Below are 21,809 nucleotides of genomic sequence, written 5' to 3'. Positions count from 1 at the left end.
AGAGCTATTCAAATTTCATTGCTAGGCTTGAATGTACTGCTGGCGAGTGCCAGCTGGGAATTACAGAAAACCACGTCAGCTTACTTCTTCGCCGCCACCCACGCATTCTCCAACGGCTCAAACAAAACCTGCTGCAGCTCGGAAACCGCATCACTGATCGCCGCATCCAATTGTGCCAAGAACCCTGGACCGGCCGGTTCATCTCAAGTATGGTTTATCAGCCTCTGAGGAGTGCGGGGCGATTCACTCTCCCTCGCTGACCATCCATCTAACGCAATCAAAGAACCTCGTGACTCCACTCATGACGACACTGCCAGTGCGAGACCTCGTCCACTTTCACTCTCACCATCTGCCACGTCATCCCCCTCTAGTTCGGATGGAAATTCACAAGACGTGAGCCGTGTTCCTCACCAGGAACTTCAGATTGGCTCCGGGGTGTCTGGATACGTTCACTTTCACCGACCGTCCATGGCTGACGTACAAGCGTTCACCGACTGGACTGTCTCGTATGCACACCAGACGGCATCCATCAATCGACCTCCCGACGCTCGATACAGGCGTGACGCTGCTCCAGGTCGACCCCGAACTCGGCCTCGATCCGCTCCACACGCTCGTCGTCGACGAACTCCTGGGCACCGATGGGAGTGCAGTCTGGATCGACGCTCGCGGACACGCACAGAGTTCGACCCTCTGGGAACTCGTCCCGCATCAGGGCTATTTGGACCGAATTCACGTCGCTCGCGGTCACACGCCGTGGCAGCATGCAGCGCTGCTCGACCGCCTCCCAACGCTCGTCGACGACTCAACCAGGCTGGTGGTCGCCCCTGCCGTCGACGGGTTCTACCGGACGGACGACATCCCTCAGTGGCAGGCGGAGGGGCTCCTCGTTCGCCGGCTCGCCACGCTCGCAGGCGTGTCCCGGACCCATGACGTCCCTGTACTGCTCACTCGGACGGCCGTCGACGAGTTCTCCGAGCCCATCGCGACCGCCGCACACCACTCGCTCGAGTGTACGGACACGCGATTCGGTCCCCGGTTCGAGGGTGATGGCCACGAGACGCTCGTCTATCCCGAGGGCGACGGCTGGGTCCAGACGACGATTACGTTCTGGTGCAAGATCCTCGAGCATCGGGCGAAGCGGGTCGGCGAGCCAGTCGAGCCCGTCACACCCACGGGGCACGTAACGGCGACCTCAGGGCCAGGGAGGTCGTAAATGGGCAGGACTAACCCGACCTACAGAGATCTCATCCGATCGGTCGAAGATCGCTGGCAGTCCTTCCGACGGACGCTTCGGCGACGGGACCAGCCCCGCTTCGACCGGCTGTTCGAATACGTTCGCGAGCACGCCGACGCTGCGGGCATCCTCAACCACGAGGACCGTCTCGCCCCGATGATCGTCTCGATCGACCTCGAACAGGAGCGCCGGCTCGACGAATTAGAGGACCGGGTCGAGACACTCGAGGAATCCGCCGAGGATGCTGACAGTTGACTATCTGGAGGAGGGCGGCGTACGCGAGTGGCGGCTAACCGAGGACAGCGTGCGGACGGTGGCGAACCCGGAGTACCGACCGACGCTGTATCTCGGCAATCCCGTCTCGGACCTCTACGGGCGCTCGGGTGGCCCGAACCCCTCCGTTACCACTGGCCAGGAGACGCCGCGCGAGGACCTCGTCGAACTCGGTGAGTGGCTCGCACCGCAGGAGGCGGTCGCCTCCGTCGACATCGAGCACTGGCGCCAGTCGTGGCGAACCCCGGAGTGCCCGCTCCTCCGCGTGGACGTCCACTTGATCGACGCCGTCCAGTCAGTCGCACAGCGCGCCCAGCAGTACGGTCACCCCGACGGCGTCACCTGCTACAACGTCGACCTCTCCCGGCAGTTCCGGTACGCCCTCGAAACGGGGACGGAGGCCGCTCCGGACACCAGTTTTCGTGAGCTTCGAACGCTCGAATTGGGCTTCCCCGTGTACGAGGCGGCGCGCGGGATCGACGCGCTCCCACAGCTCCGCGTCGACGGGGAGCGCGTCGGGCGTGGGCCACGGGCAGTCGTCGAGCACGTCCAGGCGATCGTCGACGAGGCGGACCCGGACGTGTTCGTCATGGACACCGCCGAGGTCGTACCGCTGCTCTACGAGGCCGCCGAGACCTACGGCCTAGACGAGTTCGACCTGGGGCGACGTCCGGGCTGGGACATCCTCGCCGGGTCGTCGACCTACCAGACGTATGGCCGGATCAGCCACTCACCCGCCCGGTATCACCTCCCAGGACGGGTGATCATCGACCGGTCGAACACGTTCTTCTACTCACAAGGGGGGATGCCGGGGTGTCTCGATCTCGTCAAACGGGCCGGCCTCCCCCTGCAAGAACTCTCGTGGGCGTCGATCGGGCGCTGTCTCACGGCGATGCAGATCCGCGAGGCCCGCTCGCGTGGCGTGCTTGTCCCGTGGCGCCCGTGGCGCCCAGAGTTCACGAAGTCGATGGCGACGCTCGACGACGCCGACCGTGGGGGAGCGACGCTCGCACCCGAGGTCGGCGTCCACGAGCTGGACTTCGCCTCGATGTACCCCAACATCATCCGGAGGTACAACGTGTCTCCAGAAACTGTCCGCTGCGGCTGCTGTGACGAGGACGACGCACGAGATGTCGTCCCCAGACTCGGATACACTATCTGCAAAGAGAAGGGCTACCTCGGCGACATCCTCGGGCCGCTCATCGATGATCGCGATGCAATGAAGGTGGCCATGAAGACGACCGATAATCCGGAAGAGCAGGCCCGGCTGGAGCAACGCTCCTCGGCCATCAAGTGGATTCTCGTCTCCTGTTTCGGCTACCAGGGACACGCGAACGCGAAATACGGCCGGATCGAGTGCCACGAGACGATCAACGCCTACGCTCGGGAGATCCTCCTCGACGCGAAAGCAGCGCTGGAGGAGGGCGGCTGGCGCGTGCTCCACGGCATCGTGGACTCGATCTGGGTGACGCCGGCGGCTGACGTCGACAATGAAGACCGCCGCCCGCTCAAGGCGATCACGGACGAGGTCTCACGAGAGGCCCAGATCGAACTGGAGTACGAGGCGGCATTCGACTGGGTGGCGTTCTGCCCCCTGAGAGAATCGAACGCCGGGGCGCTCACGAAGTACTTTGGCCGGCGCCGTGACGAGGATCTTCCAGCCACCCCGGCCGTGGATCTGGGCGAAGCGGTGAAGCTCCGGGGAATCGAGTGCCGCCAGCACGACACGCCGCCGTTCGTCGCGCAGGTGCAGCGTGATCTCATCGCGGCGTTCGACCGGTCGCGCGACGTGGACGCTGTCCTTGGCGTCTTAGAGAGATGGCTCACCAAACTTGCCGAAGAGGACGTCCCTGTAGAGCAACTCGAGGTACAACAGCGGGTCTCGAAGGACGTCGAACAGTACTCCCAAGAGACGCTCACAGTCTGTGCGCTCCGGCGGATAAAACGGCAGGGAACGCCACTCGCGCCTGGCCAACAGGTCGAGTACGTCGTCGTCGATGCTGACGGACGTGGGACAGAGCGCGTTCGACTCGCTCACGAGCAGGTCGACCACTACGATGCCGAGTGGTACCGCGAGCAGTGTATCCGTGCTGCGGTGAGTGTCCTTTCAGCGAGTGGGTTCCGTGAGTCGGATATCAAGTCATATCTTACTGAGAGTGAGACGCCATCGATCCAGGCGTACTAACGAGATCAGAGTGAAGTGGCTATTTGACCAACAGTTTTCATTATATATCGACCGACTCACCAACGAGGTGGGCATGCCCCGGGGATGACAGGGGTATCCCGAACCGGCTTCATCCACCGAATCTCTCACGGAGCGGGTTCCCCACTTCCGAGATCGGGCCAGTCGCAGTAGTCGTCCATCTGAATTGGCCTCTCCACCGCCAAATACGATACGAGTTAGCTTCAACTTCGAGTGACTGAATCCACTACTCAGAAGCGTCTGCAAACTCAGACGCACTCAAGAGCGCCGTGTTCACTTTCGATCGTTCTCCAGTGGCTCAAGCAGGTATTTGTCCCTCGAAAATGTATTAGTTCCTGAATTCCGTGCTAGCTCTCACGCGATGTCCCCCTCACGAACTCCCTCCCCACGACGCGGGTTCCTCAAAACAACCGCCGGACTCTCGGCGGCTGCGTTTGCAGGATGTCTTGGCGAACCGTCGTCAGAAGATACCACTCAATCTCCCACTGATACACCACAGTCCGAAGCGAACAGTTCTGAAACTGCTCTCTCACCCGATGGATCCTGGCCGCAGTTCGGTGCAAATCCCCGAAACACCGGCTACGTCTCGACCGTCGCTGGTCCCGGCACGGGTGACCCAGAGCTAGCTTGGCGATACGATGCTGGAACGCCGACGATGAACGCGTCTCCCGTCGTCGGAGATGGAATCGTCTACGTTCCGGGAAGCGGCGATCCGGGGCTGATCCACGCGATCGATATCGAAACTGGGGATCAAGTATGGCAGTTCGAACCCGAGGGATACGCGTCGTCGTCGCCCGCGCTCGTGGACGGCACGCTCTATGTCGGTACGTGGGGCAAGCGGTTTTATGCGATCGATGCGGACTCGGGTGAGGAAGCCTGGAGCCGAGAGATCGGCCATCGGTTCGGCTCATCGTCGCCAGTCATCGCTGACGGCACGGTGTACGTCGGGACGAACGGCGATGGCCCGCTGATCGTGAGTGGGCCCGACGACGAGGAGGAGTTCGAGGCCTGCAAGTTTCTCGCACTGGACGCGGACACAGGAGAGACTCAGTGGGAGTACCGCGAGTTCGGCGAGAAGGAGAACGTCGACTCGTCACCGGCCATCGCCGATGGTCGGGTCTACTTCTTGGGTGAGACTGCTGTGTACGCAGTGGATGCGGAAACCGGGGACGAAGTCTGGACGCGATCCATTTCGACCCATTCTGGTTCGTCGCCGGCCGTCGTCGACGGTGTCGTCTACTATGGCGCGCCCACCGATGGGGAGTCCGAAATTCCCGCACAGGTCTGGGCACTCGATGCGTCGAGTGGAGAGACGCTATGGACTGCGGGAATCGATGACGTCAGTCTTCGAACGTCGCCTGCAGTCGCTGACGGCACAGTCTACGTGGCAGCGTCGTCCATGCGAGTCTGTTACGGCGGAGGCGGTGACGGTGAACCGGAGTGTTCCGGCGTGACCCGAGGACAGCTATACGCGCTTGATGCGGCGACAGGTGAGCGACGATGGACGGCCGAGATCAAGACCGACACTCGCTCGTCGCCCGCTGTTGCGGATGGGGTAATCTACGTGGGCTGCCGAGATGGCGTCTCAGCGGTCACCACTGCCGGTGAAAACGCCTGGCGGGTGGCGTTCGAGAGCGATCGGGAAGATGGTCCGTACGTGAAATCATCACCGGCAGTCATCGGGGGATACGTCTTCATCGGGGCGTCCGATGGGCGGCTCCGAGCGATTAGTGCAACCGAGTCATCGTAACAAGATCTCGATCCATTCGTCGTGGTTTGGCATGGAACAGCCGCTAAGCAAGTCTGGGAAGGCACCGCGCTACAAAACTAGTCCCATGAAAATGAGCATGAAGCCGAGTCCACACATGAGAAACACGCCGACGGCACGTGCGTAGAGTTCCTGTTTTCGCTCGGCTCTCTCGGGGTGTTCTTGCCATTCACGTGAGCTCACGTAGTTCCTCATACGGTGAGGAAACCGGATAGAGACTGCCCCAACCACTATCAGGAACACGCCCATGACGATGATGAGCGGTTGCATCGTCTCAGGAAGACACGCACGCGGCTATAATTCTACTCACTCTCTAGCCGTTGAGTTCCTCACCTGTACTTTGCATACACCAGTCAGCCGTACTGGAGTCACTTCCGAGAATCGCTTTGTCTCGGCACCGTTGACGTCGTGATGTGTGTTCTACCAGCTTTTGAAGTAGAATACGAGGGAACCCTGATGATTCGAGTGTAGAGCATAGCGTTTCTCCGCCCCCGAAGGGTGCGGGGCGACACGATCGCCCTCGCAGTCCCGACATGCCAGCACATCCACTTGCCCAACTAGATGTATCGACACGCGTCCTCAAACGCGCCCAGTACGAGGCGTTCGAATTCAAACTTCTCGACCAAGGATTGCTCGTCCGCAACGGCAGCCACCCTGATCCCGAGAACCACGAGTACCAAGTCACCGTAACCGACGGCCTTCCCATGCACTGTGAGTGCCCGGCCGACGAGAAATACGACGGGGCGTGTAAGCACTGCGTCGCAGTCGCGATCAGAAACCCGGTCCTCGAGGCAGCAGTGCATGCCCAACTCGCCGCGGACGGCTCCGGGACGACCGACCGGTCGCTCTCGAAGGAGCAGTACCTTGCGGAGAAGGAGTCCCCGGAGCGTGTCGACGTCACTGACGAACTCGTCGACACAGACGGCGAATCCAGCGAAGACACCGACGAGGAGGAGCACCCCTGCGAATGCGATAGCCTGACCAATGACTTTCCCTGCTGGAACTGCGTTCTCGCAGGTCGCCGCTCCGTGCCCGACCCGTAGCGGTCACGGATGGGGCGTGTCGGTGATCGCACACTCTGTAACTCCCCCGTCGCTCCTCGTGTGACCGTCCCTTGTTTCCTATCTGCCAGCTCTTGGCCTCTCTATACCAGCTTTACCTGTCGTCCAAATCGATCACGTGACGACCTTCTGCTCGCTCCGTCCACTCCGGTTCGGGGATGTCTTGGGGACCGAGCGTGAGCGAGAACTCCGTTCGAGAGAGCCGTTCCGCTTGTGGATCCGACGTCACGATGCTGGCGGCCACAACGACACCAGTATCGGTAATCTGCAGTTGACCCTCGACGACGTCGCGGTCATCGCGTATGCTCGTCGCCTCGTAGATCGAAACCTGCTGTCCGTCACTCCGCGTCTCGTGGGTGACGTACTCCCAGGTCACGTCGTCGATAGCATCGAACACGGTACGACCGTCCCACGCCCACCGATCGGTTGCGGTCGCGAGTTCGGCCGAGGACTCCTCCTCCACCGGGACGTGTTCGATGTCCTCGTACGTCTTCCCGCCAGCGTGGTGGATGGCATGCGCATGGAGGGTGCTGGGTTCGTTGTAGTACTCGATGGTCTCGATGGGGCTGTCGGACCCGTACGAGTTCTTCCGCAACATCGTCCCGGACGCTACGTCCGTCGTCTGGGCGAATTTCAGGGATAGGTCGTACGACGTTGGTGCGGTGATCGGCCCGTCACGGGTCGCCTCCGAGTAGACGAACGAGGCACCGCTCCCGTTCCGAACGAGCGTCCGGTGGGTTTCCTTATGGTGGTCCCAGTCCGTTGTGGCGTTCAGCCGTTCGGGTACCGTTTCTGGTGCGAACGGACGTTCGACGGTCACCGGTTGAGTAGGATCTGCAGCCGTCTGTGTCGCTGTCGGTGTCGACGTGGGAGATTCGACCTCCGATGTCGCGGTCGAATCCGGTACGCTCGAGCCAGGTCCAGCAGTCCCAAGACAGCCAGTGAGTACGACGAGAACCAGCAGAAGGACAAGCCCCCCACCGAACCGATGGCAGTCACGATGTAGATCCATTTCAGCCGAGACTCGTTCGACGTCCTATATGTATGCTCGCAAATCGGTCACAGGTGAGCGAATCGGCTGTCGTGGAACAGCATGCCGAGTAGACGCGTTCACGTCTTGGTGCGGACCGACCACAGCGAGTTTTGTTGGCCCCCGACGGGTGCGGGGCAGTCGAGAGGTGCCTCGCATGATCGACGATGTCACTGAGAGACGTCTACGACACCGGCTTCGACGAACAGACCGATAATCACCTCTTCGCGACCTGTCCTGAGTGCGACGGCTCGGTGATCGCAGACGCCGGCGAGCGTCGCTGTACCGACTGCGGACTCGTCATCACCGAGCAGCGGATCGACCACGGACCGGAGTGGCGCTCGTTCGACAATGACGACACCGCTCCCAAGCGAACGGGTGCACCGTTAACGGAAGCGAGACACGACCGCGGGCTCTCGACCGAGATTGGCTTCGGCATGAACGATCCGGACAGGGACCTCTCGAATCGAAAGAAGGCGCAGGTCGGACGTATGCGTCGCGAACACAACCGCGCGCGGTTCGGATCGAAGGCCGAGCGAAATCTTGCCCACGCTTGCGGTGAACTCAATCGGATGACCGGCGCGCTCGACCTACCGAAGACGGTGGCCGAGCGGGCGGCAGCGATCTACCGCGAGGCGATGCAGGCGGATCTGATTCGCGGCCGATCGATCGAGACGATTGCAGCGGGCTGTCTGTATGCGGCCTGCCGCTGTGACGGCGTCACCCGAACGCTGGCCGAGATCGCTGACGTCGCTCGGTGTGGCGAATCGAAGGTGAAACTGGGCTACCGCGTCCTCAACGAGGAACTCGGGCTCGAAGCGGCGCCACGCCACCCGCCTGAACTCGTGCCGCGACTCGCATCTGTGGTTGGCGCGTCCAGTGCAGTCGAGCATCGCGCGCAGGGGTTCGCACGTATCACGGTGGATGAAGGCATCGCGAACGGTCGGAATCCGAACGGTGTCGCTGCAGCGTGCGTGTATTCTGCCGGGCAGGCAGCAGGGTGCTCGATCACACAACAGGAACTCGCGGATGAAGCAGGCGTTACTACGCTCACGATTCGGAAACGGGTTCGTGAACTCGATGGGTTGGCTGATCCGGCCTGATTCACAGTCGGAAAGGTGGGATTTCTACGAGACGTTCGTACAACTTAGATCAACGACTAATCTCCCAGTGGGCGGTGTTCAGATAAGGATGAAGAGCGAGGCGGGACGATTTGTGAGTGGTCAATGCTCGAAACAGCCCGCCTCGACGGTGGTAGCGACTGCTTCGAGTTAGATTTTCTGGAGCGAGCGGCGACACCCGAGCCTGCGATGAAGCTCGGTATCCAACTCCATTTGGCTGTACTATCACTTTCGGATACAATCTCCAATCTCGATACGTTTGGTGTCGATCGCTGTCGTTCGACCGTTCACAACTGGGTGCAGAAGGCTGACCTACAGCCAGTCGAGGGTACAAATCCGGATCACGTTGCGGTCGACGAGACCGTGATCCAGCTCAACGACGAGCGATACTGGCTGTACGCCGCCGTCGATCCCGCAACAAACCGCTTGCTGCATGAGCGGCTCTATTCGACGAGAACACAGGCGCTTACCGAGATGTTCCTTGCTGAACTCCGTGAAAAACATCACGTCGACGACGTGACCTTTCTCGTCGACGGAGCGCCGTGGATGCAGACGACCTGTCACCGGTATAGGCTCCGATTCCGACACGAAACCCATGGGAATCGGATCAGTGTCGAACGTGTCTTCCGAAAAGTAAAACGACAAAATCATCAGCTCTCAAATTGTTTTAGCCACATCGAACCGACCACCGCCGGAAATTGGCTGCAAGCAGTCGCCTTCGCATGGAATCAGCTAATCTGGCCATACCCAGAACAACGGCACCTCCAACCATCTTATGTCGTTGTTGGACCTAGCATACAAGGCACTCCCTTGAATGATCCTCGTCTAGCGTGAGATACGCAAGATAATGGCCTGCTCGAAATACACGTTTTCAACGCGTCAGAGGGGAGTAGTGGAGATTTCTAAGAGGTATGGTCACCGTCGCTCGAAGAAGATGACGCTCACGCGAGTTCTACGTTCCGTTGCAGTCACAGCCGCCGCGATTAAGGAGTTCGACTATGGTGTATTGTGAGTTACAGTGCTCACACAGCACGTCGACACTCACAAACAGATGGTATTCATTCAGGGTGATTCGATCTGTCTTGCGTAGTTGATTCAGATTGCTTTCGCTGACGGAGCTGAGCCGTGTCTGCAGCCGTTCGATGCTCTCAATGGTCCGTTCGAGACGGTCTTCGTCGCTCACACCCTCGTACTTGGCGTCACGTTCGTTTTGGAGATACGATCGGATCGCTTGGTAAGTGACGAAATCTCGTTCGAGCTTATCTACATTGACACCACTGCGCTCAAGCCGATTACGAACCTTTATACGTGTACCGGCTGACACGTTGTCATCGGTCAATAGCCGAAACATATTCTCGACTTCCCCATCTAGTGTCGATATTCCTGCATCTCTCATCGCCACCGTGACGAGCTGCCTATTGAACTCCTCCGCTAAGTCTCGGAGACTCTTTCGTTTCTCCCCTTCGGTCGTCCATGCGGCCTCAAGTTGTGCGCCATACTCATTCCCGAGGCCGTATTCGGAGAGGAGACGACCAACCTTCGTTATGGACGTTTCGTTGGACGCCCCATCATCATCCGATGGCATATGATTACTCGAGAGTAACGGACTGGCCAACCTTAAGTCTATGATTCAGCGATGACAAAGAGCTACTTAGAGTAATAATTCTCCTTATTATCGAATAATTAGAGGCAGTACAAACTCGGAGGTAACTGTTAGAGTCGGTGCTATTGTGTGTGTTTGATATATTAATATTTATATATAGTCCAATAACATAGAAGACAGTTCATCCTACTTCGGATCCATTGCCTCGCGTAATATTCCTCTTGGAACACAACTCAGATCATGATCCGTCTGTACCAATGGAAACTCTATCGTGTATTGGGCCTTTCTTATCTTTTAAACGGCCTCCAGTTCGTTCATTGTGAATCGCAAGCACTTCACTTACGATACTTAGGGCGATCTGCATAGGTTCACCACCTCCAAGATCAAGTCCTACCGGTGTCGACACTCGCTCTAATTGATCCGCTGTAAATGCTGTTCCATCCTTAGCCAATTTATCGCATATCTGCTCGAACCGTTCTTGCGGTCCCATAAGCCCAATGTAGGGGACGTCGGGTGCAAACTGAAGGGATTCGAGGGCAAGCTGATCATCGAGGAGGTTATGCGACATCAACACGACGTAGGTCCGTTCATCGGTTAACTCGTGAATGTCCGTCGGATGAGTCGCATATACTTCGTGAGCACACGGAAAGTCGCTACTCGACGAACGGGACCCGCGAGCAGAGGCGACAATAACCTCGAAACCAACCTGTCGCCCGAATCGTGACACAGGATGAACGTCATTTTGGTTCCCAAACAGAAGTAGTCGAGGGGATGGCTCGATACTATCAATGAACACTTGAACGTCCCCACCCGAGGTCGAGATGTCACATATAGTAGCCTTGCCGCTGTTCTGAATCGTTTCGGCGGTTGTCTTCACCGCGTCAACCACGCTCTTCGGGAGCTGACTGCGGTCATGTGAGTTCGAAACATCACCGTTTGTGGAGATAACTGTCCGGGCTCCGATCGAAACCGCGGGGTTGTCTGAACGGACCGCAGTAACCACCGTGACTGGTCTGCGGTCATGTAGTGCTGCAAGAACTGGTTCGATCGAAGCATCGACCGGTTCCAACAGAATGTCAATGATACCGTTACACCCGAGGCCCAGTCCCCATTCGTCGTCCATAAGGTCAAACGTCTCTACCTGAGGACGCTCTTCCTCTCGGACTGTTGATGCCAAGTCCACTACTGGCTCCTCGAGGCAACCCGCTGTGACTGCACCCAGACTTTCGTTATCAGCGGAAATAAGCATCTTTGCTCCCGGCCGACGATAAGCGGACCCCTCGACATTAACGATTGTTGCGAGCACAATTGTTTCATCGTTCTGTTGAGAGCGTTGTAGTTCTCTATAGAGGGCCGGCTTGGAGATACTCCATGGGTCAGATTCGTCGGGAGTGTCCATACTGGGGTCTATGTGCTCGGATTAGTTAATTGGTTTCTCTTAGGGGCCGATTGGGTGGGAGCCCAATGCCCATCATCGGTGGAAACCGTATTCGTTCATAGCAGACTTGCGGATGCAGGTACTAGTACTCTCAATGCCCGACCTTGGTTCGGGGAGTTCCTGCGTAAACGGCGGGAAGGATGTCGTCCCCGAAATCACTAAGATGCTCTACGAAGGATGCCAATGTAATGCTTTCCGATCTCCGTGAGTTTGTCGAGATGGTCGATGACGAGGGTGAACTCGCCCGACTGGACGGGGTTGACTGGAACCTTGAACTTGGCGCAGTCACCGAAGTCGTGGCCGAGCGCGAGGACGGTCCGGCGCTGCTGTTCGACGATATCGTCGACTATTCGTCGGGCTTTCGCGTGCTAACCAATCCGTTCGGAACAATCGCGCGGACGAAGCTAGGGCTGAACATGGAACCCTCGCTAGGGCCGCTGGAAGTGATCGATACGTGGCGCACCGAGAGCAACGACTACGAGGGCGTCTCGCCGACCGAAGTCGGCGCAGACGGAGCGCCGATTCGGGAGAACGTTCACATGGGTGCAGACGTCGACGTGACGGCTATTCCAGCGCCGAGGTGGCATGCACATGACGGCGGCCGGTACATCGGGACCGGCTGCACCGTGATCACGGAGGACCCCGACACTGGCTGGGTCAACCTCGGCGTATATCGTAGCGTCATCCTCGATGATGAGAGCGTCTCCGTTCTGTTCCTCCCCGGCAAGGACGGCCGGATCACCATGGAGAAGTACCACGAGCGGGGTAAGCCGTGTCCGGTAGCGATAGTACTGGGCGAAGATCCCCATACCTGGTTCGCCTCCTCGATGACCGCTGGGCGCCAAGAAAGCGAGTACGAACTCGCGGGGTGGATGCGGGGTGAACCGGTCCCGGTCGTTGAGAGCGAGTACACAGGCCTCCCAGTCCCGGCGACCGCCGAGATTGTTTTGGAGGGGACAGTCCCGCCGCTCTCGGAGCGCAACTGCTCTGACGGCCCCTTCGGCGAGTGGCCTGGCTATGCGACGCCTGCGTCCGAAAATCAGCCAGTCCTCGAGATCGAGACGATTACCCATCGGGATGACCCAATCCTGCTAGGCATCCCGCCGCTCAAGCCCCCAGGGGGCTACTACGAAGTCCCAATCCGGACCGCTGGCGGTGTCTGGAATCAACTCGAGAACGCCGGTATCAGCGGGATCACCGGTGTCTGGTCTCATGTGTTCGAGCGCCCGCAGTTCCTTACGATCTCGATCGAACAGCAGTATCCCGGTCATGCCAAACAGGTCGCAACGGCGGCCGCTACGGTTCCCAACGGCGTCTACGGCGGCCGGTACACGATCGTAGTTGACGATGATGTCAATGTCACGGACACCGAAGATGTCCTCTGGGCGTTGTGTACCCGGTGTAATGTCGAGGAGATCGACGTGATCCGGGACCTGTACACTAGCCCGTTAGACCCGGTGTCCGACGAGGGCGAAGCCAAGAGCTCTCGCATGGTGATGAATGCCTGCCGCCCCTACGAGGAACGGGACTTGTTCCCGACAGTCAACCGCGCTGACGATGAACTACGTGAACGCGTACTTGAGGAGTGGAACCTCGACGAGATCTGAGCGTGAACTTTAGGGGACTCGCGGTCCCCAACGCTGCTATGGCACCGCGCCTCCACCAGACGTACTTGATGACGACTGACCTCAAGCGGTCCCGGGAGTTTTACACAAAGGTTCTGGGTCTTGAGGCCGCAGATGAGAGTGAAAACAGCATCGCCTTCGACACCGGCGAATGCACGCTCAAGATCGAGCGCGATCACGACGAGGCGGCGCTCGAGGCGTTCGGCATGGAGTCGCCGGGCGACGACCGGGGTCGTGGCATCATCGTAGTCGTGGCCGTTGACGACATCGACGCGGTCCACGAGCGCGCGAGCGACCATGATGCGGGCGAGGCCCTCACGGAACCTCGGATGACAGACTGGGACCGCTACCTCTGCATGCTCCGAGATCCGGACGGCTACGTCATCGAGGCCTCGCGACCGCAGTGACCGGCAGCCGAACTTACGATATCCGTTCTCTTTGCGAAACCAGTCAGTGTATGGTCGCGAGCGCCGCAAGATTTTCTTCGGTGGTAGGGAGATGTCCACCATGTCGCATTCGTCAGTCCACCTACTCGCGATGGGTGGGACGATCGCTAATCCCCCGGAGAAGCCCGGGTATATCTCGGGGGAGGAACTAGTCGGATCGGTCTCTGAACTTGACGATATCGCCGACGTGACGGTGACGAATGTCAGAAGTAAAGCTTCCAGCGCTCTCGATTACGGGGACTGGCTCGCTCTGCGCGACGAGATCCGACGCATCCTTAAGGACCATTCACCGGACGGAATCGTCGTCACGCTGGGATCGAACACCGCCAGCGAGACGGCATATTTCCTGGAGCTCACTACCGGAACGGTCGTGCCGATCGCGCTCACTGCGGCACAGCGCAACTTTGGGATGTCCGGTAATGACGGTAACCGCAATCTGATCGACGCCGTCAGGACAGTGAGTTCGCCCGCAGCAGCCGGCCGCGGCGTCCTCGTCGTCGTGAACGACCAGATCCATGCGGCCCGCGACGTGGCGAAAGTCGTAAGTGGGCGACCCGACGCGTGGGAGTCGGGCGACTTCGGCCCGGTTGGCCTGGTCGATAAGTACGGTCGCGTCGAGTTCTACCGGCGTCTCGACCGGGTCCACACCAAGGAGCCGCCGTTCGTGCCTCCGGACGACGCCAAGGCGTTCCCAACCGTCAAGGTAATCTACTCGGCCGTCGACGACGACGGTTCGTCGGTAGAAGCCGCGGTCGACGCTGGCGCGGACGGGCTCGTCCTCGCCGCTTATCCGACGGGCTCGGCGAGCAAACGCGACGGCCGCCCCGACCAGCGCGAGGCTCTGGAGCGGGCTAGAGACGCCGACGTGTCCGTCGTCGTCAGCCACCGCGGCACGCAGGGGTGGCCCGCGAGCACGTACCACGACGATGATCGATTTGTCTGGGGCGACACGCTCGTCCCGTCGAAGGCGCGGACTCTCCTGACGCTGGCCCTTGTCCGGACCAACGACCCGGAGCGAATCCAGAAGTTCTTTGATACCTTCTGATGCGCGGACTGCACTCTCACGACCGGTAGACCGAATCCTTTTGTAATCTTGTCGGGTGGTGTAGAGCATGTCTCCCACAGGCGCGGGTGTGATCGTTGAGACGCTCGTTCGGTCTGGCGTCGACAGGATGTTTGGTCTCGTCGGATCGACAGTTCTGGAAATTGTGGACGAGGTCTCGCAGGACGATCGGATCGACTACATCTCGGCCCGTCACGAGCAGGTCGCCGTCGGGATGGCGACCGGGTACGCGCTCGCGACGCGCAGACCGACGGCCTCGATCTCTCACGTCGGCCCGGGAGCTGCCAACCAGGTGTTCGGCGTGGCCGCTGCGAACCGAGACAACATCCCAGTCATCTCGATTACGGGCAATGAGGCCAGTACCCGGATCAGTAACGACGTCAATCACGAGTGGCCCGTGACCGACGTATTCCGCCAATTCACGAAGCACAGCGTTCAGGTGCATGACCACGCCGTCTACAACCAAGTCCGGCATGCAGTCCTTCAGTCGATTACGGGGATGCCCGGTCCAGTTCATGTCGATGTGCCACGCGACGTGGCCGAGTCACCCTATTCCCCGCCGCCCGACGACCAGTACGACCGTCTCGAGAACGCGGCCAGTGGGGGACGGGCCTCACGGACGCCGGCTTGTCCGACCGAGCGGGCCGTCGAGCGAGCCGTTGAACTCCTCGCGGACGCCGAGCGGCCGATCGTTGTCGCGGGCAACGAGTTCCGGTGGTTTGACGCCAGCGAACCGCTTCAAACGTTCGCCGAGACGTTTGATATCCCCGTGGTTACGACGCAGAGCTCCCGGGGTGCACTCCCCGAAACCCACTCTCGGTCGCTGGGCTACGTGGCGAACTCAGGGCTCGCACCGTCGAACGCCGCCCTAGAGCAGGCGGACTACGTCCTCGCCGTCGGCACGCGACTTTCGGACCAGACCACGAACGACTGGGCGCTCATCGACGACTCCGCCACACTCATACAGGCTTCAGTCCGCGCTGACGAACTCGACCGCTTCTATTCCGCCAACGTGACGATGCTCGCTGACCCGGCGTCGACGATTTCTGCGATCACTTCACGCGCGCGGAAAGATAGTACTATTGGGTATGCCGACGTCGCAGACACGACCCGCGATGAGTACGAGGCGGTCCGCCGAGAGAAGCTCTCCCCCGGCGAACACGGCGGTGACGGCATCGACCCGCGGCTGGTCGTCAGAGCCGTCAAAGAGCACGCTGACGATGACTTCGCGTACACCACGGGTGGCGGATCTCATAACACTTATCCCCGCCTGCTTCCGGTATCGGACCTGAACGGGCGGTTCGTAACCGCGAACTTTACGGGTATGAGCCAGGGGTTTCCGCTGGCGATGGGGGCGAAGCTAGCGATGCCCGACCGACAGGTCATGACCTTCGAGGGCGACGGGGGGTTCGCGATGGTCCTCCAGGATTTGGAGACAATGGTTCGGGAAGACATTCCCGTGAAGATCATCCTATTGAACAACGATGCGTTCATGTCGCATGCGATCCGCCAGTCCCAGCGGTACGGCCGACACGTGGGGACGAAGTACGGGAACCCCGCGTTTGATCAGATCGCCGAGGACTTTGGCCTCCGCGGCATTTCGGTCAGCGACGACGAAGCCATCGACGACGCCGTTGCGGACCTTCTGGCCGAGGACGGTCCGGCGCTCCTCGATGTCCACGTTGACCCCGATGTTGGGCGGCAGGCCTACGAATAGGGGCCGAGACCGCTGTCGGTGCTGACTTCTTCACGACACCGAAGAAAAAGCGAACGGAATTATAGTGCCCCCATCGCTTCGGTCTCCTCGCTCCACGGGAAGAGCCACGCCTCCGTCTTCTCAAGCAATATGCGGAGCCCGTACCCGAGGAACATCAGCGTGAGAATGAGAGCCAGGATCGGCGCTGTGTCGACCGACTGCTTTCCCATCTGGGCGATTAGGCCGCCGTAACCGAACTCAATGAACGTCTGCGCCAAGATGACACCCCTGAGTGCATGGATGAGGCCCATTCGAAGGCCGGCAAAGATGAAGGGGAGCGTCGCCGGGAGGACAATGCCCTGGAACATCTGGATCCGCCCGGCGTTGAAGGACGTGCCGACGTCAGTGAACTCCTGGTCCACTCCCTTCGCGCCGTAGTGGGTATTGAGCAGTATGAACCAGACACAGGAGATCCAGACGATGGCGATCCGGAAGTCGAAGCTGATCCCAAATAGGATGACGAACAGCGGTAGCAGCGCAGCCGTTGCGGTAACGAACATCGCGCTCACCCAGGGAGAGAGTGCCTGCTCAACCACGCGATTTCGGCCCATCACAAGCCCGATCGGAATGGCGACGATGACTGCCAGGCCAAAGCCGATGAACATCTCCCAGAGCGTCACTGCGAGTGCGGAGAACATCTCACCCTCGGTCGCCATTTCCACGTACGACGGGATGACGTCAGTGATCGGAGCGAAGAACAGGTTACCGAGGACCTGTCCGACGAGTTCCCATAGGAGAACGGTGATGACCAGCGTAATGAGACGGACGACCCACTGCTGATTGCGCTCGGAGAGTTGATGGAATACGTCCGGCGCTCTCGTTTTCGTCGACATGGATCAGGCCTCCCTCCCGCTTTGTTCGTAATACCACGGGGCGATTATCTGCGATCCGCCCAGAACGATCCGCTGGAGTCCGATACCCATCAATGCTACAGCGATGACGACCGCGATCTGCTGGGAGGTATCGAACGTCGCTCCTGCGGCTTGCAGGAGGTTTCCGATATTCACAATCCGCAGGAACAGTTCCGCAACAATGATCCCGCGGACCGCGCGGCCGATCCCCAGGCGGTAGCCAGAGAAGATGAACGGCAGCGCGGCCGGAAGGATGACTTTCCGCTGCGCGAACAGCCAGGGTGCGTCGAAGGATTTCGCGACGCTCATATAGTCGTTCTGAACCGTCTTGACGCCGTCGAATACACTGATCAGGATCTCGAAGAAACAGAAGATGAACACGAAGAACACGCGTGCCCGAAAGTCAAGACCAAACCAGACAACTACGAGAGGCAAGTATGCAATGACCGGCGTGGTATAAATGGCGTCGATGTATGGGTTCACCGCCCAGCGCACGTACTTCGACTGCGCGAGGGCGAATCCCAGCGGCGTTCCGAGTGTGACGGCGATGACATACCCGACCGAGAGCGCCGTCAGCGAACCGATCATCGCGTCGATAAGTTCGAGGGAGACAATAAGTTCGAACAAGCGCGTGAGTACGTCCGTCGGAGGCGCCAAGATGACGGTCCCGAGCGCGTTCGACGCCATCTCCCAGAGGATAAAGCCGGCGATGAGCGAGAGGGCGTTAATGAGACGACCTCGGCTCACGTAATCCGTCTCCTCTAGGACACTATTGAACCTACTCAGCAGATGTCCTCCATCATTATATGTCATTTGTGTATTTTATGGCTTGATGCGCTATTTCTAATGCGAGACAGCCACACGTCGCTACAGCCATCGATCAGTTTGCCGGTTCTCGGCGGCCGCGTCCCAGTAGTCGTGGACAAGAATCTCGTCCATTTCGATCTCTTCGACCTGGTTTGAGTCGATGACGTTGGCGGCCTCCATCGCTTCGACGTAGTTCTGGAAGCTCTCATCGTTGAATCCATCCGCTTCGTACTTCCAAGTCTCGATGGTTTCGGCGTTGAATTCCCAGGAGGTGCGGGCCTCTTCTTCGTCGAGCGGTTCAGCCATAAGCTGCTGCGCGTTCTCGTACAGCCAGTCGAAGTTGTTCGTTGCGGCCTCGTTGGCTTCGAGCATCACCTGCATATAGTTCTCAACATGTGCCTGGCCCTCTTCCGAATCGAGGAAGTCTTGGGTAACCGTAATCGCTTGGTTGATGAACGACGGGAAGTACTCGCGGAAGTCGAACAGCACTTCCACGGGTGCATCCTCTGACTGGATACGCCCGACCTGGTCGATGTGGATCGGCGTCGCGTCGATCTCGCCCGATGCGACCGCAGACGTCCGCGTACTTGAACCGCCGATGTTCTGAATACCGGCCTCCTCAACGTCCGTCGTTAATCCTTCTTGGGCGAGGACCCCGGCCATCTGAACGTGTGAGAGGCCCCCGAGGCCGGCCACACCGATGGTGTAATCGCCGTTGACGAGTTCTTGGAGGTTGCTTGCGTTGATGTCGGTTCGAACGACCATCTGGTAGTCAGTCCCAGTTGTCTTAGGGCCTAGTACCCGCATGTCGCTACCCGATAGGGACGCCGAGACGGTGTTGCCAAAGCTGAGAGCGTAGTAGTCGATCTCGCCGCCGACCATCGCCTGCATCGGCAGCTGTGAGTTCCGGAACGTCCGGTAACTCCCGGTGAGTTGCTCGTCGGTAGCCTGCGACAGGAGATTCCGAAACGCCGTCAGGCTTGGGATCTGGTTGAGTTCCGTGGCGACGATTCCCATTGTGGCATCGTACGTCACCGATTCAGAGGCCGGCGTGCTGGTACCCCCAGTGTCCGTACCGGTATCGCCACCGTTACCACCGTCACCGCCGTCTCCGCTACACCCAGCAATAGCTGCAGTCGCAGTGAGACCACCGATCGTTTTCAATACTCTACGCCGCTCGTGATTGCCATCAAATGGCATGGGTGCATCTCCACTATAGAACGATATAAAACTAATGGACAATCACGAACGATTCCGGCTCGTGCTGGAGGTTCAACAGGAAAGCAGGGTCAACTGAAAATTGATCTGGCCGTTCTGGGCATCTGCCTGACCAAAGCTGCAGTGGGTACCGTGATAACCCCACTTTCGGGCGGAAGGGAGCCCCAAATTATTTAAACCCTGGTTTACGAGACTCTGGCATGGCTTATCCGAACTATCCCGACATGAGGGACCACCTTGAGGAATTGCGCGAAAGGGACCTCCTCGTAACGGTTGACCGTGAGATAAACAAGGACACGGAGCTTCACCCGCTCGTTCGGTGGCAGTTCCGCGGCGGCCTCCCCGAAGTAGACCGGAAGGCGTTCCTCTTCACGAACGTCACCGATTCGAATGGGCGTGCATTCGACACGCCGGTGACAGTCGGAGCATTAGCCGGGAATCCTGAGATCTACGGGACGGGTCTCGGTGTCGACCCGTCGGAAGTAAACCAGAAGTGGGACAACGCCCTTGACAACCCGATTGAGCCGACAGAAGTCAGTAGTTCAGAGGCACCGGTACACGATGTCGTTCACACCGGTTCTGATCTGGACGAGGACGGAAACGCGCTCGAGGGAATCCCCATTCCGATTTCGACGCCTGGGTTCGATAACGCCCCCTACACCACAATGTCCGCGTTCGTCACCCACCATCCTGAAACGGGGAACCGGAACGTCGGGATCTATCGCGCCCAGGTGAAGGGTCGCAAGCGGACGGGGATGAACCCCTCCATCGAGTGGGGGAAGGGCATCTACGAACACTGGAAAGTCGCTAAGGACCGAGGTGAACCGTTGCCGGCGGCGCTTGTTGTCAGCGCGCCGCCTGCTGTCGCCTACACATCCGCCCAGTCGCTAGCATTTGGTGTCGACGAACTCGCAGTCTCGGGTGGTCTCGTCGGCGACCCGATACAAGAGGTAGAGGGTCAGACCGTTCCCGTCATGGTGCCAGCGGACGCCGATATCGTCATCGAGGGCGAGATAAGGACGGATGTCCTCGAACCCGAGGCCCCGTTCGGTGAGTCACACGGGTTCATTAATAACAAGGAGTACAACATGGTGTTCGACGTGACGGGGATCACGAAGCGCAGCAACCCCGTCATGACGTCGATCATCAGTCAGGTCACGCCCAGCGAGAGCAGCGTGATCAAGAAAGTCGCCCTCGAACCGTTGTTTTACAAGCACCTGACGGAGGATTGCAAACTCAACTGCGTTACATCTGTGACACTACACGAACCGCTGACGAACCTCCGGAAGCTCATCATCGTCCAAGTTGAGCAGGGAACCAAGCGCTCTGCCGTCTGGCGGACACTCACAGCCGTCGCCTCCTTCCGTGCGTCCCACGGGAAGTTCGTCGTCGCGGTCGACGAGGACATCGATCCGGACAATCTCGACGCCGTGTTCTGGGCCATGGGCTACCGTTCGAAGCCTCACGAAGACACCGAGATCATCGAAGGACGGTCGGTCGGTCACGCTCCCCGTCACGAAGGCGAGGACGAAAGCGGCGACTCGGCTATCCTCTGGGACGCCACCCTCAAGCGGAAGATGCCCCCGATCTCACTCCCGAAGAAGGAGTACATGGAGAATGCCCGCGAGATCTGGGAAGAGCTGGGACTTCCAGAACTCGACCCTGAGATGCCTTGGTACGGGTACTCGCTTGGTGAATGGAACGACCAACTCGTTGAGGAAGCTGAGCGCGCAGTCGAGGGCCGCTACTTCGAGACCGGAGAGGAACTCAAGAACCGCCAGGTATTGACCGACGAGATCGAACCCAATACGCCTGTCTTCTCTGAAGAGGACTTCAAGTAACGACGTAAGTCGCTCCGGCTTCGTTTTCTGTTCCATCTAAGACACTCTGAACGTTAAGCGGCATTCGTCACCGGTTTGCTCCCATTCCAACTTCCGCTCCCTGACTTATCCTCGTCCATTGCGTTCCCGGCAATACGTTGGCGACTGAATGCCGGCCCTCGCAGATTGTCGCTTTCGACTGGCAAATGTCAGACTGAAATCTGGATCCATGTTCCTTGTATCTCTTGCCTAAGCCGCCAGAGCTCGGGAGTTTTACTGCCCCGCACCCATTCTGAAGGATAGAACATTAAATATTCCCATAGATATTTGTGACTCACAGAAATATAAATGAATTTCTAAGTTGGGAGAAATAATTACGGGTTCTGCAAAGCGGAACTATATGGGTCGCTCGTGTATATTTTCCGGATGGACCGCCATTCAACGTTGATGGGGTCAGGACGTCCGAACCCTCCGTTTTCGTCGTAAGCTCGG

The 21,809-nt window shown here is 59.2% G+C and carries 18 protein-coding genes and 1 pseudogene; 12 read left to right on the top strand and 7 right to left on the bottom strand.

The window, feature by feature from the left end:
• Window positions 1-508: 508 nt before the first annotated feature.
• The 4 genes from HUG12_RS00650 to HUG12_RS00635 all read left to right on the top strand — a co-directional run bounded on the left by HUG12_RS00650 (window position 509) and on the right by HUG12_RS00635 (window position 5,460).
• Complete coding sequence (locus HUG12_RS00650; protein ID WP_179266929.1) at window positions 509-1,213, top strand: P-loop NTPase family protein; 705 nt, start codon at window positions 509-511, stop codon at window positions 1,211-1,213.
• Window positions 1,214-1,489 carry a hypothetical protein gene (locus HUG12_RS00645; RefSeq protein ID WP_179266928.1) on the top strand — a complete coding sequence of 92 codons (276 nt, stop codon included), beginning with the start codon at window positions 1,214-1,216 and terminating at the stop codon, window positions 1,487-1,489.
• A complete protein-coding gene (locus HUG12_RS00640) occupies window positions 1,476-3,692 on the top strand; it encodes a type B DNA-directed DNA polymerase (RefSeq protein ID WP_179266927.1) in 2,217 nt (738 codons plus the stop codon). Before HUG12_RS00645 ends, HUG12_RS00640 begins: the two co-directional genes overlap by 14 nt.
• 673 nt (window positions 3,693-4,365) lie before the next feature.
• Entirely contained in the window at window positions 4,366-5,460 is a 1,095-nt protein-coding gene (locus HUG12_RS00635; protein WP_179266926.1) for an outer membrane protein assembly factor BamB family protein, read from the top strand.
• A 69-nt stretch (window positions 5,461-5,529) separates the two neighbouring features.
• Here HUG12_RS00635 and HUG12_RS00630 read toward each other — a convergent pair whose 3' ends face one another.
• Window positions 5,530-5,748, bottom strand: a complete 219-nt coding sequence (locus tag HUG12_RS00630) for a hypothetical protein (RefSeq protein WP_179266925.1) — start codon at window positions 5,746-5,748, stop codon at window positions 5,530-5,532.
• Between the two features lie 263 nt (window positions 5,749-6,011).
• Here HUG12_RS00630 and HUG12_RS00625 point away from each other — a divergent pair, with 263 nt between their 5' ends.
• Window positions 6,012-6,521 carry an SWIM zinc finger family protein gene (locus tag HUG12_RS00625; protein WP_179266924.1) on the top strand — a complete coding sequence of 170 codons (510 nt, stop codon included), beginning with the start codon at window positions 6,012-6,014 and terminating at the stop codon, window positions 6,519-6,521.
• A gap of 112 nt (window positions 6,522-6,633) precedes the next feature.
• Here the strand turns inward: HUG12_RS00625 and HUG12_RS00620 are convergent, their stop codons facing one another.
• Window positions 6,634-7,359, bottom strand: coding sequence for a hypothetical protein (locus tag HUG12_RS00620; RefSeq protein ID WP_179266923.1), 726 nt, complete (start codon window positions 7,357-7,359; stop codon window positions 6,634-6,636).
• Window positions 7,360-7,736: 377 nt separating this feature from the next.
• On the opposite strand from HUG12_RS00620, the gene HUG12_RS00615 reads away from it, so the two are divergent.
• Both HUG12_RS00615 and HUG12_RS00610 read left to right on the top strand, forming a co-directional pair.
• Window positions 7,737-8,672 carry a transcription initiation factor IIB gene (locus tag HUG12_RS00615; RefSeq protein ID WP_179266922.1) on the top strand — a complete coding sequence of 312 codons (936 nt, stop codon included), beginning with the start codon at window positions 7,737-7,739 and terminating at the stop codon, window positions 8,670-8,672.
• Window positions 8,673-8,795: 123 nt separating this feature from the next.
• Window positions 8,796-9,428 (top strand): annotated as a pseudogene (locus HUG12_RS00610) (IS6 family transposase); the annotation flags it as partial.
• 214 nt (window positions 9,429-9,642) lie between these two features.
• Here HUG12_RS00610 and rdfA read toward each other — a convergent pair.
• Complete coding sequence (rdfA, locus tag HUG12_RS00605) at window positions 9,643-10,275, bottom strand: rod-determining factor RdfA (protein WP_179266921.1); 633 nt, start codon at window positions 10,273-10,275, stop codon at window positions 9,643-9,645.
• Window positions 10,276-10,531: 256 nt separating this feature from the next.
• Entirely contained in the window at window positions 10,532-11,692 is a 1,161-nt protein-coding gene (locus HUG12_RS00600) for an XdhC family protein (protein WP_179266920.1), read from the bottom strand.
• Window positions 11,693-11,919: 227 nt separating this feature from the next.
• Between HUG12_RS00600 and HUG12_RS00595 the strand changes: the two genes are divergently transcribed.
• From HUG12_RS00595 to HUG12_RS00580, 4 genes are all read left to right on the top strand, one after another.
• Window positions 11,920-13,338: a UbiD family decarboxylase gene (locus tag HUG12_RS00595; RefSeq protein WP_179266919.1), complete on the top strand. Its 1,419-nt coding sequence runs from the start codon at window positions 11,920-11,922 to the stop codon at window positions 13,336-13,338.
• 68 nt (window positions 13,339-13,406) lie between these two features.
• A complete protein-coding gene (locus HUG12_RS00590) occupies window positions 13,407-13,763 on the top strand; it encodes a VOC family protein (protein ID WP_179266918.1) in 357 nt (118 codons plus the stop codon).
• Window positions 13,764-13,863: 100 nt separating this feature from the next.
• Window positions 13,864-14,847: an asparaginase gene (locus HUG12_RS00585; RefSeq protein ID WP_179266917.1), complete on the top strand. Its 984-nt coding sequence runs from the start codon at window positions 13,864-13,866 to the stop codon at window positions 14,845-14,847.
• 67 nt (window positions 14,848-14,914) lie between these two features.
• Entirely contained in the window at window positions 14,915-16,582 is a 1,668-nt protein-coding gene (locus tag HUG12_RS00580; protein WP_179266916.1) for a thiamine pyrophosphate-binding protein, read from the top strand.
• A gap of 59 nt (window positions 16,583-16,641) precedes the next feature.
• On the opposite strand, the gene HUG12_RS00575 is transcribed toward HUG12_RS00580, so the two are convergent.
• The 3 genes from HUG12_RS00575 to HUG12_RS00565 are packed head-to-tail and all read right to left on the bottom strand — an operon-like array spanning window position 16,642 to window position 19,479.
• Complete coding sequence (locus HUG12_RS00575) at window positions 16,642-17,454, bottom strand: ABC transporter permease (RefSeq protein WP_179266915.1); 813 nt, start codon at window positions 17,452-17,454, stop codon at window positions 16,642-16,644.
• Window positions 17,455-17,457: 3 nt separating this feature from the next.
• Entirely contained in the window at window positions 17,458-18,285 is an 828-nt protein-coding gene (locus tag HUG12_RS00570; protein WP_218836376.1) for an ABC transporter permease, read from the bottom strand.
• Between the two features lie 54 nt (window positions 18,286-18,339).
• Window positions 18,340-19,479, bottom strand: a complete 1,140-nt coding sequence (locus HUG12_RS00565; RefSeq protein ID WP_179266913.1) for an ABC transporter substrate-binding protein — start codon at window positions 19,477-19,479, stop codon at window positions 18,340-18,342.
• Window positions 19,480-19,697: 218 nt separating this feature from the next.
• Here HUG12_RS00565 and HUG12_RS00560 point away from each other — a divergent pair, with 218 nt between their 5' ends.
• Window positions 19,698-21,338 (top strand): UbiD family decarboxylase, encoded by a 1,641-nt coding sequence (locus HUG12_RS00560; protein ID WP_179266912.1) that lies wholly within the window; start codon window positions 19,698-19,700, stop codon window positions 21,336-21,338.
• The last annotated feature ends 471 nt before the right edge of the window (window positions 21,339-21,809 follow it).

Origin of the sequence: Halorarum salinum, from assembly GCF_013402875.1 — an archaeon.
In the GTDB taxonomy this organism is placed as follows: domain Archaea; phylum Halobacteriota; class Halobacteria; order Halobacteriales; family Haloferacaceae; genus Halorarum; species Halorarum salinum.
The sequence above is the reverse complement of the archived record's forward strand: the minus strand, read 5'-3'. Positions and strand labels throughout refer to the sequence as shown.

What these genes read in the sequence shown, in the direction of transcription:
- HUG12_RS00565 (WP_179266913.1), bottom strand. Translation starts at nt 19,479, where the DNA reads ATGCCATTTGATGGCAATCACGAGCGGCGTAGAGTATTGAAAACGATC.
- HUG12_RS00560 (WP_179266912.1), top strand. Translation starts at nt 19,698, where the DNA reads ATGGCTTATCCGAACTATCCCGACATGAGGGACCACCTTGAGGAATTG.
- HUG12_RS00640 (WP_179266927.1), top strand. Translation starts at nt 1,476, where the DNA reads ATGCTGACAGTTGACTATCTGGAGGAGGGCGGCGTACGCGAGTGGCGG.
- rdfA (WP_179266921.1), bottom strand. Translation starts at nt 10,275, where the DNA reads ATGCCATCGGATGATGATGGGGCGTCCAACGAAACGTCCATAACGAAG.
- HUG12_RS00585 (WP_179266917.1), top strand. Translation starts at nt 13,864, where the DNA reads ATGTCGCATTCGTCAGTCCACCTACTCGCGATGGGTGGGACGATCGCT.
- HUG12_RS00630 (WP_179266925.1), bottom strand. Translation starts at nt 5,748, where the DNA reads ATGCAACCGCTCATCATCGTCATGGGCGTGTTCCTGATAGTGGTTGGG.
- HUG12_RS00625 (WP_179266924.1), top strand. Translation starts at nt 6,012, where the DNA reads ATGCCAGCACATCCACTTGCCCAACTAGATGTATCGACACGCGTCCTC.
- HUG12_RS00600 (WP_179266920.1), bottom strand. Translation starts at nt 11,692, where the DNA reads ATGGACACTCCCGACGAATCTGACCCATGGAGTATCTCCAAGCCGGCC.
- HUG12_RS00575 (WP_179266915.1), bottom strand. Translation starts at nt 17,454, where the DNA reads ATGTCGACGAAAACGAGAGCGCCGGACGTATTCCATCAACTCTCCGAG.
- HUG12_RS00650 (WP_179266929.1), top strand. Translation starts at nt 509, where the DNA reads ATGCACACCAGACGGCATCCATCAATCGACCTCCCGACGCTCGATACA.
- HUG12_RS00590 (WP_179266918.1), top strand. Translation starts at nt 13,407, where the DNA reads ATGACGACTGACCTCAAGCGGTCCCGGGAGTTTTACACAAAGGTTCTG.
- HUG12_RS00635 (WP_179266926.1), top strand. Translation starts at nt 4,366, where the DNA reads ATGAACGCGTCTCCCGTCGTCGGAGATGGAATCGTCTACGTTCCGGGA.
- HUG12_RS00595 (WP_179266919.1), top strand. Translation starts at nt 11,920, where the DNA reads ATGCTTTCCGATCTCCGTGAGTTTGTCGAGATGGTCGATGACGAGGGT.
- HUG12_RS00580 (WP_179266916.1), top strand. Translation starts at nt 14,915, where the DNA reads ATGTCTCCCACAGGCGCGGGTGTGATCGTTGAGACGCTCGTTCGGTCT.
- HUG12_RS00645 (WP_179266928.1), top strand. Translation starts at nt 1,214, where the DNA reads ATGGGCAGGACTAACCCGACCTACAGAGATCTCATCCGATCGGTCGAA.
- HUG12_RS00570 (WP_218836376.1), bottom strand. Translation starts at nt 18,285, where the DNA reads ATGACATATAATGATGGAGGACATCTGCTGAGTAGGTTCAATAGTGTC.
- HUG12_RS00615 (WP_179266922.1), top strand. Translation starts at nt 7,737, where the DNA reads ATGTCACTGAGAGACGTCTACGACACCGGCTTCGACGAACAGACCGAT.